The following is a 16,725-nucleotide window of genomic DNA, read 5'->3' as shown; positions in this document are numbered from 1 at the left end:
GGCCACACCCGTGAGCGATGTGGAACGGGACGAACCGGTCGTAGCGTTGAAAGTTATTGACGGGGTATCTCGGGGTTTCGGGAATCGGCAACGATGGAGAAGCGTGTGATGACGGACGGTAAGCGGCGCAAGGGCCTGGCGGCCGCGTCCGCACTGCTCGGCGGTGTGCTGGTGCTCTCGGCATGTTCCAGTAGCGACGCCGACACCTCCGGGGGTGGGGACGGCAAGACCTCGCAGGCCGAGGTCGACGAGGCGGCGGCGAAGAAGACGTCCGAGGCCCAGATCAAGATCACGCCCAAGGGCGGCTCGGACAACGCCTCCATCAACAACTCCGCCGGCGTCACCGTGAGCAAGGGCACGCTCACCGAGGTGAAGATGACCGCCTCGGACGGCACCGAGGTCAAGGGCGAGATATCCGCCGACAAGACCAGCTGGAAGCCCAGCGGTCAGCTGGAGCGCGCCACCAAGTACGCGATCTCGGCGACCGCGCAGGACTCCGAGGGCCGCGCCGCCCACGAGAACACCTCGTTCACCACGGTCTCCCCCCAGAACAGCTTCATCGGGACCTTCACCCCGGACGACGGCAAGACCGTCGGCGTCGGAATGCCCGTGTCGATCAACTTCGACAAGGAGATCACCGACAAGGCCGCCGTGCAGAAGGGCATCACGGTCAACAGCAGCAGCGGCCAGGAGGTCGCCTGCCACTGGTTCTCCACCCAGCGCATGGACTGCCGCCCCCAGGACTACTGGCAGGAGGGCTCGACCGTCACCCTCAAGCTGGCGCTCGACGGGGTCGAGGGCGCCGACGGCGTCTACGGCGTCCAGCAGAAGTCGGTCACCTTCAAGATCGGCCGCAACCAGGTCTCCTACGTCGACGCGAAGACCAAGCAGATGAAGGTCACGCAGGACGGCAAGACCGTCAAGACCATCCCGATCTCGGCCGGCTCCCCGGACAACAAGACCTACGAAGGCCAGATGGTGATCTCCGAGAAGTTCAAGGAGACCCGGATGGACGGCTCGACCGTCGGCTTCACCGACGACGACGGCAAGGGCGAGTACGACATCAAGGACGTGCCGCACGCCATGCGCCTGAGCACCTCCGGCACCTTCATCCACGGCAACTACTGGGGCAAGGGCATCTTCGGCAACGCCAACACCAGCCACGGCTGCGTGGGCCTGGCCGACGCCAAGGGCGCCGACGACCCGAACACGCCGGGCGCCTGGTTCTACAACAACTCGATCATCGGTGACGTGGTCGTCGTCCAGAACACCGGCGACAAGACCATCGCCCCGGACAACGGCCTCAACGGCTGGAACATGGACTGGGCCCAGTGGAAGGCGGGTTCGGCGGTCTGACGGCCCCGGCCCCCCGCTCTCCGAGCCGCACAGCGCCCGTCGCCCCGCACCGGGGCGGCGGGCGCTGTCTCATGTCCGGTCACGTGGCCAGGTCGAGCCACTCCCCGACGGTCAGTACGTGCGCGCGCCGCCCGGCGTGCGCGCGGAACTCGGCCTCCGGGTCGGCCACCTCGACGTAGCCCGCGATCTTGTCCGGCTGCTCCGGCTCGTAGTGGATCGGCACCGCGAACCGGGCGTCGAGGATCTCCGCCACCGCGGCGGCCTGCCTCGGGTCCAGCGCGGCGGGCACCGGGCTCGGGGGCCGCAGGTGCGGTGCGTCGACCACGGCGCCGTTGGCGGGCAGGAACACCGCGTCGAACGGGCTGAAGCGGCGGGCGACGAGCCACCAGAAGCCGTGGAACATCGTGTCGCCGCCGTGGAAGATCCGCCGCCCGTCGGCCTCCACCACCCAGTTCAGCTGCGGGTCACCCAGCCCGTCCACGGCGGGGACCGCCGTGACGCGGAACGGCCCCAGGTCGCGCGTGGACCAGACGTCCACGACCTCGACGGCCAGCCGGTGCCGGACCAGCTCGCGCTCGGCCAGCAGCGTCGTCACGTTGTCCACGTCGTCGCCGTGACCGGGCGCCGGTCGCAGCACCGGCGCCCCCGGCGTCAGCACGTCCGCGAGGGCGGACGCGTCGGTGTGGTCCCGGTGCAGGTGGGTGACGAGCGCGGCGGACGCCCTCCCGCCCGGCACCGCCACGTTCTCGCCGGGCTTCCACCCCGTGAACAGCGGTGAGAGGTCCCGCACGTAGTCGATCAGCAGTCGCTCGCCGCCCGCCTCGATCTCCAGTCCGGCCCAGCCCAGTCGTCGCACCCGCATCCCGCACTCCTTCGGTCGGTGGAGCTCCGGACGCTAGCGTACGGGCGTTCGCTAAATCAATAGCGAACGCCCGTACGCTATAGTCGTCCCATGTCACCACGTCGCTCAGCGGCCGAAGCGCAGGCCACCAGGGGCCGGATCCTCGGCCGTGCCGCCGAGATCGCCTCCGAGGAAGGGCTGGACGGCATCACCATCGGCCGGCTCGCCGAGGAGCTGGAGATGAGCAAGTCCGGGGTGCACAAGCACTTCGGCACCAAGGAGACGCTGCAGATCTCCACGCTGGACAAGGCGTTCGTGGACTTCTGGCACCGGGTGGTCGAGCCGGTACTCGGCGAGCCGCCGGGTCTGCGGCGACTGCGCGCGGTCTGCGCCAACTCCGTGGGCTACCTGGAAGAACCCCTGCTGCCCGGCGGCTGCCTGATGACCGCGGCACTCAGCGAGTACGACGGCCGGCCCGGCCGGGTCCGCGACGCCGTGGCCGAGGTGTGGTCGCGCTGGCGGGAGCAGCTGCGGGCGGACCTGACCACGGCGGCGGACAACGGCGAGCTGCCCGCGGACTTCGACGTCGACCAGGCGCTGTTCGAGATCGTCGCGGCCGGGCTGGCGCTCAACGCGGCCATGCAGCTCCAGCACGACCGCACGGCCGCGGACCGGGCCCGCCGCGCGATCGAACGGGCCCTGGACCAGTCCTGACCCTCACCGTCCACTCCGGACCGCCGGGGCGGCGGGTGCCCGGACGGCGTCGAGCGGCGGCTCTCCCGACAGCTCGCACCAGACCGTCTTGCGGTCCCCGCCCTGCTCCACGCCCCACCGCAGCGCCAGCGCGTCGAGGAGGGCGAGGCCGCGCCCGGACTCGTCGGTGGCACCGGCCGGTCCGGTGAGGAGGGGCAGGGCGCGTGGGTCGGGGTCGGTGACCTCCACGCGCGTGCGGCCGGTGGGCAGTACGGCGACGCGGACGGTCGCGGGGGTGCCCTCGCCCACGTGGTCGATGACGTTCGTCAGCAACTCGGTCACGCACAGGCGGACGTCGTGGTCGTAACGGTGCAGAAGGCGGCGCACCTCCGGTACGGCCTCCGGCGTGGCGAGCAGGCTCAGTTCCCAGGTCGTCACGGCGCCGCCCGACGCAGGACCGTGGCGAGCGCACGGGCGGTGGCCGCGTTGCAGTTGCCGAGCGAGACGAGACCGGCGGGCGGGGCGTACGCGCCGGCGAACGTCGGCAGATCCAGACCGAGGGAGGGGAGGGCGATGCCGTGCAGGGCGAGGGAGGCGCGGAGTTCCTCCACGCAGTGGGTCATGTCGTCCTGCGGACGGGGTGGTTGGGGCATGGACGGGCACCTTTCCGTGTGCGCTCTGTGACGAACACCTCACACAGTGACGTTTGGCGCCCTACCGTGAAAGGGATCTCGCGTCGGCAGCCCGGAGTGCGGAAGGAGTTGTGCGGTGGCACAGCGCAAGGACATCGACGGTTCGACCAGCGTCCCGACCTTCTACGGCAAGGAGTTGAGGTACCAGCGGGAGCGGGCCGGACTGTCGCTGGAGGCGCTGGTCGAGGGCAGCTTCTACGGCAAGTCGCACCTGAGCGACATCGAACGCGGCGAGCGGCGCATGCCGTTGGACCTGGCCCGGCACGCGGACCAGGTGCTGGGGACCGACGGGTTCTTCGAGCGGCGGTGCGAGGACGTGCGGAAGGCGCGGCGGGGGCCGCACGCCGCGTACTTCGAGAAGGCCCTGGAGGCGGAGCGGCACGCCGAGTCCATCGAGTTGTGGTCGCCCAGTACGTTCCCCGGGCTGCTCCAGACCGCCCCCTACTCGCGGGCCCTCGTACGCGCCGCCCACCCGCAGGCCGTGGACGAGTGGGTGGAGGAGAAGGTGCAGGCCCGGCTGGCCCGGGCCCGCCTCTTCGAAGACGACCACACCACCCCGGAGTACTGGGCGATCCTGCACGAGTCGCTGCTGCTCGATCCGATCGTGCCGCCGGGGGAGATGGTCACGCAGCTCGACCGCATCGTGGAGCTGGCCGGGCGGCGCCGGATCACTCCGCAGATCGTGCCGCGGAAGTGCGGGGCGTATCCCCTCATGGCCGCCTCCATCATGGTCATGACCTTCCCGGACGCGCCGCCGCTCGTCTACACCGAGGCGTCCTACAGCGGGGACACCATCGACGATCCGGCCCTCGTGAAGCAGTACCGCAAGGCATACGATCGGCTCAGGGCCGTCGCACTGTCACCGGAGACGTCCCTGGCCCGAATCGAGGCAGTGGCAGGGGATTACCGAAATGGCGAGCAACCGGATCGACTTGAGTGACGCGCTCTGGGCGAAGAGCAGCTACAGCAACGGTGACGGCGGGGAGTGCGTCGAGGTGGCGAGCGACTTCCCCGGCGCCGCCCTCTGGCGCAAGTCGACCTACAGCAACGGCAGCGGCGGCGACTGCCTCGAAGTCGCCGACCGCATCCCCGGCCTCGTCCCCGTCCGGGACTCCAAGGTCTCCCGCGACGGTGACGGAGACGGCCCCGTCCTCCTCCTCACAGCCCGCGCCTGGGCGCCCTTCGTCACCGCGCTGAGCCGGGGCGCGCTCACGGCGTGACCGTGGTGGCCGCCGCGTCCGTCCCCCAGCTCGCCAGCAGGCGCAGCGCGTCCGCCGACGGGGAGCCGGGCTCCGCGTGGTACGTGATGAAGGCCTGCTCGTCGTCGTCGACCAGGCGGAACGTCTCGAAGGACAGGGTCAGGTCGCCGACCAGCGGGTGCCGCATCCGCTTGACGCCGTAGCTCTTCTCCTTGACGTCGTGGGTGGCCCACAGGCGGCGGAACTCCTCGCTCTTCACGGAGAGTTCCCCGACGAGCGCGGACAGTCGCGGGTCGTCCGGGTGCCGGCCCGCGTCCATGCGCAGGAAGCTGACCATGTCGTACGCCTTCTGGTCCCAGTCGACGAACAGCTCGCGGTAGTCCGGGTTCAGGAAGACCAGCCGCGCCCAGTTCCGCTCGGCGGCCGGCAGCTTGCCCCAGTCCCCGAAGAGGGCCGCGGCCATCCGGTTCCAGGCGAGGATCTCGGAGCGGCGGCCCGTCACGTACGCGGGCACCGTGTCGATCGACTCCAGGAGCTGGAGCAGCGCCACCCGCACCGGCTGCTTGCCCCGCGGCGCCCCGGCCCGCCGGCGCTGCTGCTTCGGCTTCGCCAGGTGCGTCAGGTGCGCCTGCTCCGCGTCGGTCAGCCGCAGCGCCCGGGCGATCGCGTCCAGGACCTCCGCCGACACGTTCTGCCCGTTGCCCTGCTCGAGACGCGTGTAGTACGCCACCGACACCCCGGCCAGCTGCGCCAGCTCCTCGCGCCGCAGCCCGGGCACCCTGCGCTGACGTCCGTACGACTCCAGGCCCACGTCCTCCGGCTTGAGCCGGGCCCGCCGGGTGCGCAGGAACTCGCTCAGTTCGGCCCGCCGGTCAAGCTGTCCATCCATACCCTCCAGTATCACCGGACGTATTCCCGGTCGTACGCACACGAGCCTGTCCCCGTCGGTGGTACGCACGCCGGTCGTACGCAAAGCCGTGGTCTGGGTGGATCGGCGGGCGACCGGCAGGGTGGAAGCATCACCCAGTCACGCCAAGAGAATCCCGGAGAACCCGGCATGACCACTGTCGCCGCGTACGCAGCACCCGCCGCCAAGGCGCCGCTGGAGCGCACCACCATCGAGCGGCGCGAGGTGCGTGAGCACGACGTCCTGATCGACATCAAGTTCGCCGGCATCTGCCACTCCGACATCCACCAGGTCCGCGAGGGCTGGGGCGAGGCCATCTTCCCGATGGTGCCCGGCCACGAGATCGCGGGCGTCGTCTCCGAGGTCGGTCCCGGCGTCACCAAGTTCGCCGTCGGCGACCGCGTCGGCGTCGGCTGCATGGTCGACTCCTGCCGCGAGTGCGAGAACTGCGAGGCCGGCCGGGAGCAGTACTGCACCAACGGCAACGTGATGACCTACAACGCCGTCGGCAGGGACGGCGAGGTCACCTACGGCGGCTACTCCGAGAAGGTCGTCGTCGACGAGAACTTCGTCCTCGGCATCCCCGAGGGCATCTCCCTGGACGAGGCCGCGCCCCTGCTGTGCGCCGGCATCACCACGTACTCCCCGCTCAGGCGCTGGAATGCCGGTCCCGGCAAGAAGGTCGCCGTCGTCGGCCTGGGCGGCCTCGGTCACATGGCCGTCAAGCTCGCGCACGCCCTGGGCGCCGAGGTGACCGTGCTGTCGCAGTCCCTGCGCAAGAAGGACGACGGCCTGAAGCTGGGCGCCGACCACTACTACGCCACCAGCGACCCGGCCACCTTCGAGGAGCTGGCCGGCACCTTCGACCTGATCGTCTCCACGGTCTCCGCGCCGCTCGACTTCGGCGCCTACCTGGGGCTGCTGAAGACAGAAGGCGCCCTGGCCAACGTCGGCGCCCCCGAGGAGCCGGTCTCCCTCAACCTGTTCGCGCTGCTCGGCGGCGGCAAGTCCCTCTCCGGCTCCATGATCGGCGGCATCGCCGAGACCCAGGAGATGCTGGACTTCTGCGCGGAGCACGGCATCGGCGCCGAGATCGAGCTGATCGCCGCCTCCGAGGTCAACGACGCCTACGAGCGGGTGCTCGCCAGCGACGTGCGCTACCGCTTCGTGATCGACACCGCGACGATCTGACCCCGGTTCGATCCCCCGGTTCGATCCCCCGATTCGATCCCCCGGGAAGATTCTTCGGAATTCCTCCCCCCTCCTGTCACACAGCCGCCCCGCCCCGGGTCATACCGCCACCACACACGGCGGACGTCCCGGGCGGGGCGGTCCCACATCGGCCCCCACCCCGCCTCCCGGACGCCACGGACACCGGGAGCAGCAGTCATGACCCACCCCTCGACCTCCACGACGCCCCTCCTCGTCACCGGCGGTACCGGCACCCTCGGCGGCCACGTCGTCCCGCTGCTGCGGGCGGCCGGTCAGGAGGTGCGCGTCCTCACCCGGCGCCCCCGCCCCGACGCGGACGGCATCACGTACGTCACCGGTGACCTGCGCACCGGCGAGGGCGTCGAGGCCGCCGTCGACGGCGTGCACACCGTGCTGCACCTGGCCGGCGGCCCCAAGGGCGACGACGAGGCGACCCACACCCTGGTGCGCGCCGCGGTCGGTGCGGACGTACGGCACCTCGTGTACATCTCGGTCGTGGGCGCCGACCGCGTCCCGCTGGCCTGGCTGCGCACCAAGCTGGAGTCCGAGCGGGCGATCGCCGGCTCGGGGATCGGCTGGACGGTGCTGCGCGTGGCCCAGTTCCACGAGCTGACGCTGACGATGATCGAGAAGATGACCCGGCTGCCGGTCCTCCCGGCCCCGGGCGGGCTGCGTCTGCAACCGGTCGCCGCCCGGGAGGTCGCCGCGCGCCTGGCCGAGCTGACGCTGGCCGAGCCGTCCGGCCGGGTGCCCGACATGACCGGCCCCGAGGTCCACGATCTGGCCACGCTGGCCCGTTCCTACCTCGATGTGCGCGGCGGACGCCGGCGTCCGAAGCTGCCGGTGCGCATTCCCGGGAAAGCGGGGCGCGCGTACCGTTCTGGCGAGAACCTCACCCTGGAAGACGCCCTGGTCGGGAAGCTGACGTGGGCCGAATTCCTGGCGGAGAGGATGGCCGTATGAGTTCTCCCGGCAATTCTGGCTGAAAGTCGGCACAGTCGAAGAATATGCGCATGACAACTATTGCAAAGCGAATGAAAACCTTCGCCCCCACCTCCGCAAAGGGTGCTGAAATACCGTTTCTGCAGCGAATTTCGGCGAGATGCTGAATGCGGCACACAGCATGCCCGCCGGAACCCGGCGGGCATTGCTCCGTCGCGTTCGCAAGGAGATGGCCACGTGGTGCGAAGCAGGGCGAAGGCCGCGGCCGACGCCGCCGACCGGCTGCTGAAGGCCGGTCAGCTGCTGCGGAAATCCCCGACCACCCTCGACCTGAGGGCCGTGTACCGCACGGACCAGAAAGTCAACGACCGTCCTTATCGTGAGCGGTGGGCGCATGACAAAGTCGTGCGCTCCACGCACGGCGTCAACTGCACGGGTTCCTGCTCGTGGAAGGTGTACGTCAAGGACGGACTGATCACCTGGGAAACCCAGCAGACGGATTATCCGAGCGTCGGCCCCGACCGGCCGGAGTACGAGCCGCGCGGCTGTCCGCGCGGCGCTTCCTTTTCCTGGTACACCTACTCGCCCACCCGTGTTCGCCATCCGTTGGCCCGCGGTGTCCTCGTGGAAATGTACCGGGACGCCAAACGCCGGCACGGCGGCGATCCCGTGGCCGCCTGGGCCGAGCTGACCGGCGACCCCGACAAGCGGCGCCGCTACCAGTCCGCCCGCGGCCACGGCGGCTTCGTCCGCGTCGACTGGGACGAGGCGCTGGAGATCGCCGCCGCCGCCCAGGTGCACACCATCGCCGAGTACGGCCCCGACCGGGTCGCTGGGTTCTCCCCGATCCCCGCCATGTCCATGGCCTCGCACGCGGTCGGCGCCCGCTACCACTCCCTCATCGGCGCCCCGATGATCTCCTTCTACGACTGGTACGCCGATCTGCCGATCGCCTCCCCGCAGGTCTTCGGCGACCAGACCGACGTACCGGAGTCGGGGGACTGGTGGGACGCGGCCCACCTGATGCTGTGGGGCTCCAACGTCCCCGTCACCCGCACCCCCGACGCGCACTGGATGGCGGAGGCCCGCTACCGGGGCCAGAAGGTCATCGTCGTCTCCCCGGACTACGCGGACGCCACCAAGTTCGCCGACGAGTGGCTGCACCCGCACCCCGGCACCGACGGGGCGTTGGCGATGGCCATGGGGCACGTGCTGCTCACCGAGTTCTTCGTGCGGCGGCAGGTGCCGTACTTCACCGACTACGTGAAGCGCTTCACCGACCTGCCCTTCCTCGTCGCCCTCGACGAGCACGGGGAGGGGAGGTTCACGCCCGGCAAGTTCGTCACCGCCGCCGACCTCGGGCTCGGCCGGCACGCCGACGCCGAGGCACGGGCCTGGATGCCGGTGCTGATCGACGCCGACACCGACGACGTGGTCGTCCCGAACGGCACCCTCGGCGACCGGTGGGGCAAGGGCGGCGAGGGCCGCTGGAACCTCGACCTGGGCGGGACCGACCCGCTCCTCACCCTGCACGGGCACACGGGCGGCCGCGGCGACAACGGTGTCGAGGTGGTGCTTCCCCGCTTCGACGAACCCGGCGCCACCGTCGTGCGCGGCGTACCGGCCCGGGAGATCGGCGGCCGGCTCGTCACCACCGTCTACGACCTGCTGCTCGCCCAGTACGCCGTCGCCCGCCCCGGACTCGCCGGCCAGTGGCCCACCGGCTACGACGACGCCGACGCACCCTGCACCCCCGCCTGGCAGGAGCGCATCACCTCGGTCCCGGCCGACGCGGCGGTCCGCACCGCCCGGGAGTTCGCGCGCACCGCCGAACAGAGCCGGGGCCGCTGCATGATCGTCATGGGCGCCGGCACCAACCACTGGTTCCACTCCGACACCATCTACCGCTCCTTCCTCTCCCTGCTCCTCCTCACCGGCTGCCAGGGCGTCAACGGCGGCGGCTGGGCGCACTACGTCGGCCAGGAGAAGGTCCGGCCCTACACCGGCTGGCAGCAGCTGTCCACGGCCGCCGACTGGGTCCGGCCCTCGCGGCAGATGGCGGGCACCCCGTACTGGTACCTGCACACCGGCCAGTGGCGGTACGAGTCCCACCCCGCCGACGCCCTCGCCGCACCCACCGCCCCCGGCACCCTCGCCGGGCGCCACACCGCCGACCTGGTCGCCCAGTCCGCCCGGCTCGGCTGGATGCCGTCCTACCCGACCTTCGACGCCAACCCGCTCGACCTCGGCCGCCGCGCCCGCGAGAGCGGCCAGGAGCCCGGTGACTGGATCGCGGAGCAACTCGGCTCGGGCGCCGTCGACTTCGCCTGCGAGGATCCCGACGCACCCCGCAACTGGCCGCGCGTGCTGACCGTGTGGCGGGCCAACCTGATCGGCTCCTCCGCCAAGGGCAACGAGTACTTCCTGCGCCACCTGCTCGGCGCCCGCGACGGCGCGACCAGCGACGAGGCGCCGCCCGAGCACCGGCCGCGCTCCGTGGCCTGGCGGGAGGACGCCCCGCAGGGCAAGCTCGACCTGCTGCTGAGCCTCGACTTCCGGATGACCTCCACGACCCTCTTCTCCGACCTCGTGCTGCCCGCCGCCACCTGGTACGAGAAGCACGACCTGTCCTCCACGGACATGCACCCCTTCGTGCACGCCTTCAGCCCCGCGATCAACCCGCCGTGGCAGGCCCGCACCGACTTCGAGATCTTCCAGGGCCTGGCCCGCCGCCTGAGCGAACTCGCCGCCGGCCGCCTCGACACGGCCCACGACCTGGTCGCCACCGCCCTCCAGCACGACACCCCCGGCGAGACGGCCCAGCCCGGCGGCCGGGTCACCGACTGGCGCGACGGCCGCACCCCCATCGAGCCGGGGCGCAACGCCCCCCAGGTGTCGCTGGTGGAACGGGACTACACGGCCGTCGCCGACCGGCTCGCCGCCTTCGGGCCGCTGGCCGAGGAGCACGGCATGACCGTCAAGGGCGTCACCGTCAACCCGCACGCGGAGTCGCGCTGGCTCGCCGCCCGCTGCGGCACCGCCCCCGCCGGACCTGCCCGCGACCGCCCCCTGCTCGACACCGACGTCAAGTTCTGCGAGGCGATCCTCGCCCTGTCCGGCACCACCAACGGCCGTCTCGCCGCCGAGGGCTTCGACCGCCTCGCCGACCGCGTCGGCCCCGGCGCCGGGCTCGCGGAACTGGCCGCGTCGGTGGGGGAGCGGCGCGTGGTCTTCTCGGACACCCAGGAGCGGCCCGTCCAGGTGGGGTCGAGCTTCGAGTGGTCCGGCAAGGAGGCGCCCGACCGGCGCTACTCGCCGTTCACCGTCAACACCGAGCACAAGAAGCCCTGGCACACCCTCACCGGCCGCCAGCACTTCTATCTCGACCACGACTGGATGGCGGAACTGGGCGAGCAACTCCCGGTCTACCGCCCCCCGCTGAACCTGGCCGAGCTGGGCGACGCCCCGCCGCCGGCCGGCGAGGGCCGCGCGGTCACCGTCCGCTTCCTCACCCCGCACGCCAAGTGGTCCATCCACTCCGAGTACCAGGAGAACCTGCTGATGCAGACCCTGGCCCGCGGCGGCCCCGTCGTCTGGATGAGTCCCGCCGACGCCGACGCGATCGGCGCCGCCGACAACGACTGGGTGGAGGCCGTCAACGCGCACGGCGTCGTGGTCGCCCGCGCGATCGTCTCGCACCGCGTCCCGGACGGCACGGTGCTCATGTACCACGTGCAGGAACGCCTGGTGAACGTGCCGAAGTCGGAGGCGAACGGCCGCCGCGGCGGCGTCCACAACTCCCTCACCAAGCTCCTGGTCAAGCCCACCCACCTCATCGGCGGCTACGGCCAGCTCTCCTTCGCACCCAACTACTACGGCCCCACCGGCAACCAGCGCGACGCCGTCACCACCATCCGGCGCCGCTCCCAGGAGGTGACCTACTGATGCGCGTCATGGCACAGGTGGCGATGGTCATGAACCTCGACAAGTGCATCGGCTGCCACACCTGCTCGGTCACCTGCAAGCAGACCTGGACCAACCGCACCGGCACCGAGTACGTCTGGTTCAACAACGTCGAGACCCGCCCCGGCCAGGGCTACCCCCGCGGCCACGAGGACCAGGAGAAGTGGAAGGGCGGCTGGCGGCTCAAGGGCGGGCGCCTCGTCCCGCGCAGCGGCGGCCGCGCCCGGCGCCTCGCCCGCCTCTTCGCCAACCCCGAACTCCCCACCCTCGACGACTACTACCAGCCCTGGACCTACGACTACGAGAACCTCACCACCGCTCCCCTCGGCGACGACGTCCCCACCGCACCGCCCCGCTCCCTGATCGACGGCCGCCCCACCGAGATCACCTGGGGCCCCAACTGGGACGACGACCTCGGCGGCGGCCCCGACCAACTGGCCGCCGACCCGCTCCTCGCCCGGATGAGCGAGCAGGTCCGCCTCGACTACGAGCGGGCGTTCATGTTCTACCTGCCCCGCATCTGCGAGCACTGCCTCAACCCGTCCTGCGTCGCCGTCTGCCCCTCCGGCGCCCTCTACAAGCGCGTCGAGGACGGCATCGTCCTGGTCGACCAGGACCGCTGCCGGGGCTGGCGGATGTGCGTCAGCGGCTGCCCGTACAAGAAGGTCTACTTCAACCACGCCACCGGCAAGGCCGAGAAGTGCACCTTCTGCTACCCGCGCATCGAGGCCGGGGACCCCACCGTCTGCTCCGAGACCTGCGTCGGCCGGCTCCGCTACCTCGGCGTCATGCTCTACGACCCCGACAGGGTCGGCGCCGCCGCCTCCGTCACCGACGAGAAGGACCTGTACGAGGCCCAGCTCGGCTGCTTCCTCGACCCCGACGACCCCGAGGTGGCCCGCGCGGCCGAGGCGTCCGGCATCCCGCACGACTGGGTCGAGGCCGCGCGCCGCTCCCCGGTCCGTGCGCTGATCACCCGGTACCGCGTCGCGCTCCCGCTGCACCCGGAGTACCGCACGATGCCGATGGTCTGGTACGTCCCGCCGCTCTCCCCGGTCGTCGACGCCCTCACCGGCAGCGGACACGACGGGGAGGACCCGGCCGCGCTGTTCGGCGCGATCGACACGCTGCGCATCCCCCTCGGCTACCTCGCCGAACTCTTCACCGCGGGCGACCCGGGGCCCGTCGAGGCCGCCCTGTGCCGGCTGGCCGCGATGCGCTCCCACATGCGGCGCGTCAACCTCGGCGAGGAACAGGACCCGCGGATCGCCGGGTCGGTCGGTCTCGACGAGCCCGGCATCCTGGAGCTGTACCGGCTGCTCGCCCTCGCCAAGTACGACGAGCGGTACGTCATCCCGACCAGCTACACGGGCTCGGTCCCCGACCCCGGCGGGAGCGGCGCGGGGTGCAGCCTGGACGGCGAGGGCGGGCCGGGGATGATGCCGGACGGCGCGGGCGGCGGCCCCGGCTCCGGGGAGTTCGATCCCGACGCCTTCCACGCGCCGCCGACCGCCGGGGCCGGCACCTCGTCCGCGCTGCGCGGCCGGGTCAACCTCCTGAACTGGAACGGGAAAGGACGCCCGAACGGCCTCTTCCCGCGCGCCCGCACCACCGCGCGGACGGAGCCGGAACTGTGAACCGCGGCCGCACGGGGAACACCACCAACGCCGCGGTGGTCTTCCAGGCCGCCGCGCTGCTCCTCGGATACCCGGACCGGGACTGGCCCCGCCGCCCGCGCACCGTCCGCGAGACGGTCGCCGAACTCCCCGGCCCGGAGATCCAGCTCCTGCACTCCTTCTGCGACCAGGCGGAACGGGAGGACCCGCTGGCCCTGGCCGCCCGCTACGTCGCCACCTTCGACCGCAGCCGCCGTCGCTGCCTCTACCTCACCTATTACACCGACGGCGACACCCGCCGCCGGGGCGCCGCACTCGCCCGTATCAAGTCCGTGTACCGCGCCGAGGGCTGGCTGCCCCCGGAGGAGGAACTGCCCGACTTCCTGCCGCTGATGCTGGAGTTCGCCGCCCGCGCCCCCGGGCCGGGCACCGCCCTGCTGACCGACCACCGCGCGGCGATCGAGGTCCTGCGCTACGCCCTGGAGGCACACCGCAGCCCCTACGCGGCCCTCCTCCAGGCCGTCTGCCGGTGCCTGCCGGGCCAGGCGCCGGCCAGCCGCGAGGAGGCCCTGCGCCTGACCCGTACCGGTCCGCCGGCCGAGGCGGTGGGCCTGGACGGCCTGGGTGCCTTCCCCGTCCAGGCCGGGCAGCCGGAGCCGTACGGGCGGTCCGGTCCGCACGACGAAGGAGTCCGCCGATGAGGCACCTGCACACCGCCCTGTGGGGCGTCCTGCCCTACCTGACCCTGGTGGTGCTGGTGGCGGGCACGGCCTGGCGCTACCGCTACGACCGCTTCGGCTTCACCACCCGCTCCAGCCAGCTGCACGAGAGCCGGCTGCTGCGGATCGCGGGCCCGCTCTTCCACTACGGCCTGCTGTTCGTGATCGCGGGCCATGTCGCCGGTCTCCTGGTCCCCGAGGCGCTGACCGACCGCCTGCGCATCAGCGAGGAGCTCTACCACGCCAACGCCCTCCTCGCGGGCGGCACGGCGGGCCTGGCGACCCTGGCAGGCCTCGCCCTCCTCCTGTACCGCCGGCTGCGCACCCCCGCGATCCGGGCCGCGACCAGCCGCAGCGACCGGCTGGTCTACCCCCTGCTGGTCACGGTCGTCCTCGCCGGACTCACGGCCACCGCGTCCGGAGCGACGGCGGCGTCGACGTACGACTACCGGCTCGGCGTCTCGGTCTGGTTCCGCAGCCTGTTCGCGCTGGACCCCGACGTGACCGCCATGGCCGGGGCCCCGCTGGTCTACCGGCTGCACGCGCTCCTGGCCATGGCCCTCTTCGCCCTGTGGCCCTTCACCCGCCTGATCCACGCCTTCACGGCGCCGCTGGGCTACCTGGTGCGGCCCTACGTCGTGTACCGCCACCGGGGGCGCGGCACGGTGGGGGCGGGCCGGCCGGGGCGCTGACCGCTCGGTGGCCGCCGCGCTCAGCGGGCCGCCGGGTGACGCCGACGGCGCAGTGCCGGGTCGAGCAGCGCGGGCGTGGCGTCGAACTTCTCGTGCGCGGCCAGGTCGGTGCCCGGCGCGACGATGGCGTCGATCGCGTCGAGGACGTCGTCGGAGAGCACGGTGTCGGCGGCGGCGAGCTGGGAGTGCAGATGGTCCAGGGTGCGGGGCCCGACGAGCGCGCCGGTCACGCCGGGGTGCGCGGTCACGAAGCCCAGCGCGAGCTGGATCAGCGTGAGCCCGGCCTCGTCGGCGACCGCGGCCAGCTTCTCGACGGCGTCCAGCCGGGCCCGGTTGGCGGGCAGCGCGGGGTCGAAACGCTCGGGCAGGATCACGGACCGGTGCGTGGCGACGTCCTGTCCCGCGCGCACCGCGCCGGACAGCCACCCCGAGGCCAGCGGGCTCCACACCAGCACCCCGAGCCCGTACTGCTCGGTCACGGGCAGCACGTGGCTCTCGATCCCGCGCTGGAGGAGGGAGTAGCTGGGCTGCTCGGTGACGTACCGGCTCAGCCGGTGCTCGCGGGCGGCCCACTGGGCCTCCACGATGCGGTAGGCGGGGAAGGTGGAGGAACCGAAGTACCGGATCTTCCCGGCCCGCTGGAGGTCGCTGAGTGCGGACAGCGTCTCCTCGTCGCTGGTGTTCGGGTCCCACCGGTGGATCTGGTAGAGGTCGACGTGGTCGACGCCGAGGCGGCGCAGGCTGTTGTCCAGTTCGGTGACCAGCCAGCGGCGCGAGGAGCCCCGGTGGTTGGGCTCGTCGCTCATCGGCATGTTCGCCTTCGTGGCCAGCACGATGTCGTCGCGGCGTCCGGCGATCGCCTTGCCGACCATCTCCTCGGACTCGCCGGCGCCGTACATGTCGGCGGTGTCGATGAGGTTGATCCCGCCCTCCAGGGCGGCGTCGACGATGGCGGTGGCCTCGTCCTGGGTGGTGCGCCCGATGCTGCCGAAGTTCATGGCGCCGAGCGCGAGCGAGCTGACCTGCACACCGGTGCGGCCCAAGGTGCGGTACTGCATGACGTGTTCCTCCACTACGGGTGGCGTGACGTGGCATGACTTGGTGGCGGGCTCGACGCTCTGGCATCATGGAGAGACCAAGCGGAACACCGTCCCGTTTACTCGTCCGACGATACGGAACGATGTCCCGTTTATCAAGCGGTGAAGGGAACGGCACGGTGAAGGACAGCGAAGCGGTGACGGGAAAGGCGGCCCCGCGGCCCAAGCGCGCGGACGCCCGGCGTAACGAGGAGACCCTGCTCGACGCGGCCGCCGCGGTGTTCGTCAGATCGGGCGTCGAGGCCCCCGTGCGCGACATCGCGGCCGAGGCCGGCGTCGGCACGGCCACGATCTACCGCCACTTCCCGACCCGGGCGGACCTCATCATCGGCGTCTACCGGCACCAGGTGGAGGCCTGCGCCGAAGCCGGGCCCGCCCTGCTGACGAGCAGCCCGACCCCGTACGCCGCGCTCGCGGGCTGGATCGACCTGTTCGTCGACTTCCTCGTCACCAAGCACGGCCTGGCCGCGGTCCTCCAGTCCGACAACGCGGGCTTCGAGACCCTCCACGCGTACTTCCTCGACCGCCTCGTCCCCGTCTGCACCGACCTCCTCGCCGCCGCGACCGCCTCCGGCGAGATCCACACCGACGTCGAGGCCTACGCCCTCATGCGCGGCGCCGGCAACCTGTGCATCGGTGCGGAAACCCCCAACCCGGACTACGACGCACGGCAGTTGGTGCGCGTCCTGATCGCGGGGCTGCGCGCGACGGGCTGATCCCCGCCCGGCCGCGAAGGACGGCGAGTGGATGTGCGCGGCGGCGATTGCTGGATACAGTCGACCCGCTACAACTGGTT

Annotated in this window: 16 protein-coding genes; 11 read left to right on the top strand and 5 right to left on the bottom strand. The window is 71.6% G+C overall.

The genetic code is table 11. The features are described from left to right. Nucleotides 1–108 precede the first annotated feature (108 nt). Nucleotides 109–1,356, top strand: a complete 1,248-nt coding sequence (locus OHA99_RS13580; protein ID WP_153178228.1) for an Ig-like domain-containing protein — start codon at nt 109–111, stop codon at nt 1,354–1,356. Between the two features lie 79 nt (nt 1,357–1,435). Here the strand turns inward: OHA99_RS13580 and OHA99_RS13575 are convergent, their stop codons facing one another. Continuing rightward, nucleotides 1,436–2,218 carry an MBL fold metallo-hydrolase gene (locus tag OHA99_RS13575; protein ID WP_366472618.1) on the bottom strand — a complete coding sequence of 261 codons (783 nt, stop codon included), beginning with the start codon at nt 2,216–2,218 and terminating at the stop codon, nt 1,436–1,438. 90 nt (nt 2,219–2,308) lie between these two features. Between OHA99_RS13575 and OHA99_RS13570 the strand changes: the two genes are divergently transcribed. Then, nucleotides 2,309–2,911 carry a TetR family transcriptional regulator C-terminal domain-containing protein gene (locus OHA99_RS13570; RefSeq protein WP_405695914.1) on the top strand — a complete coding sequence of 201 codons (603 nt, stop codon included), beginning with the start codon at nt 2,309–2,311 and terminating at the stop codon, nt 2,909–2,911. A 3-nt stretch (nt 2,912–2,914) separates the two neighbouring features. Here the strand turns inward: OHA99_RS13570 and OHA99_RS13565 are convergent, their stop codons facing one another. Both OHA99_RS13565 and OHA99_RS13560 read right to left on the bottom strand, forming a co-directional pair. Further along, nucleotides 2,915–3,328, bottom strand: coding sequence for an ATP-binding protein (locus OHA99_RS13565; RefSeq protein WP_366472616.1), 414 nt, complete (start codon nt 3,326–3,328; stop codon nt 2,915–2,917). Beyond that, the gene (locus tag OHA99_RS13560; protein ID WP_405695912.1) at nt 3,325–3,543 is read right to left on the bottom strand and encodes a hypothetical protein; all 219 of its coding nucleotides are present in this window, start codon (nt 3,541–3,543) and stop codon (nt 3,325–3,327) included. The genes OHA99_RS13565 and OHA99_RS13560 overlap by 4 nt, the downstream gene beginning before the upstream one ends. A 115-nt stretch (nt 3,544–3,658) precedes the next feature. Between OHA99_RS13560 and OHA99_RS13555 the strand changes: the two genes are divergently transcribed. Both OHA99_RS13555 and OHA99_RS13550 read left to right on the top strand, forming a co-directional pair. Further along, a complete protein-coding gene (locus OHA99_RS13555; protein WP_405695910.1) occupies nt 3,659–4,522 on the top strand; it encodes a helix-turn-helix domain-containing protein in 864 nt (287 codons plus the stop codon). Continuing rightward, the gene (locus tag OHA99_RS13550; RefSeq protein ID WP_405695908.1) at nt 4,494–4,802 is read left to right on the top strand and encodes a DUF397 domain-containing protein; all 309 of its coding nucleotides are present in this window, start codon (nt 4,494–4,496) and stop codon (nt 4,800–4,802) included. The genes OHA99_RS13555 and OHA99_RS13550 overlap by 29 nt, the downstream gene beginning before the upstream one ends. Here OHA99_RS13550 and OHA99_RS13545 read toward each other — a convergent pair. Continuing rightward, nucleotides 4,792–5,670 carry a helix-turn-helix domain-containing protein gene (locus OHA99_RS13545; RefSeq protein WP_153178222.1) on the bottom strand — a complete coding sequence of 293 codons (879 nt, stop codon included), beginning with the start codon at nt 5,668–5,670 and terminating at the stop codon, nt 4,792–4,794. The two genes, OHA99_RS13550 and OHA99_RS13545, sit on opposite strands and share 11 nt — an antisense overlap. Nucleotides 5,671–5,838: 168 nt before the next feature. On the opposite strand from OHA99_RS13545, the gene OHA99_RS13540 reads away from it, so the two are divergent. The 6 genes from OHA99_RS13540 (at nt 5,839) to narI (ending at nt 14,832) form a co-directional block, all read left to right on the top strand. After that, complete coding sequence (locus tag OHA99_RS13540; RefSeq protein WP_405695906.1) at nt 5,839–6,879, top strand: NAD(P)-dependent alcohol dehydrogenase; 1,041 nt, start codon at nt 5,839–5,841, stop codon at nt 6,877–6,879. A gap of 198 nt (nt 6,880–7,077) precedes the next feature. Continuing rightward, complete coding sequence (locus OHA99_RS13535; RefSeq protein ID WP_405695904.1) at nt 7,078–7,863, top strand: SDR family oxidoreductase; 786 nt, start codon at nt 7,078–7,080, stop codon at nt 7,861–7,863. Between the two features lie 216 nt (nt 7,864–8,079). Next, a complete protein-coding gene (locus OHA99_RS13530; protein WP_405695902.1) occupies nt 8,080–11,787 on the top strand; it encodes a nitrate reductase subunit alpha in 3,708 nt (1,235 codons plus the stop codon). Then, a complete protein-coding gene (gene narH, locus OHA99_RS13525; protein WP_405695900.1) occupies nt 11,787–13,442 on the top strand; it encodes a nitrate reductase subunit beta in 1,656 nt (551 codons plus the stop codon). Before OHA99_RS13530 ends, narH begins: the two co-directional genes overlap by 1 nt. Then, nucleotides 13,439–14,122, top strand: a complete 684-nt coding sequence (gene narJ / locus OHA99_RS13520; RefSeq protein ID WP_405695898.1) for a nitrate reductase molybdenum cofactor assembly chaperone — start codon at nt 13,439–13,441, stop codon at nt 14,120–14,122. Before narH ends, narJ begins: the two co-directional genes overlap by 4 nt. Then, on the top strand, nt 14,119–14,832 hold the full coding sequence (gene narI, locus OHA99_RS13515) for a respiratory nitrate reductase subunit gamma (RefSeq protein ID WP_366472610.1): 714 nt from the start codon (nt 14,119–14,121) through the stop codon (nt 14,830–14,832). The genes narJ and narI overlap by 4 nt, the downstream gene beginning before the upstream one ends. Nucleotides 14,833–14,852: 20 nt before the next feature. On the opposite strand, the gene OHA99_RS13510 is transcribed toward narI, so the two are convergent. Next, complete coding sequence (locus OHA99_RS13510; protein WP_405695895.1) at nt 14,853–15,890, bottom strand: aldo/keto reductase; 1,038 nt, start codon at nt 15,888–15,890, stop codon at nt 14,853–14,855. Nucleotides 15,891–16,048: 158 nt separating this feature from the next. On the opposite strand from OHA99_RS13510, the gene OHA99_RS13505 reads away from it, so the two are divergent. Continuing rightward, nucleotides 16,049–16,645, top strand: coding sequence for a TetR/AcrR family transcriptional regulator (locus OHA99_RS13505; protein ID WP_405695894.1), 597 nt, complete (start codon nt 16,049–16,051; stop codon nt 16,643–16,645). Nucleotides 16,646–16,725: the final 80 nt, after the last annotated feature.

The organism is Streptomyces coelicoflavus, assembly GCF_045041415.1.
GTDB classification, from domain to species: Bacteria; Actinomycetota; Actinomycetes; order Streptomycetales; family Streptomycetaceae; genus Streptomyces; species Streptomyces coelicoflavus.
Note: the sequence above shows the minus strand (reverse complement) of the source record. Positions and strands in the feature narration are given on the sequence as shown.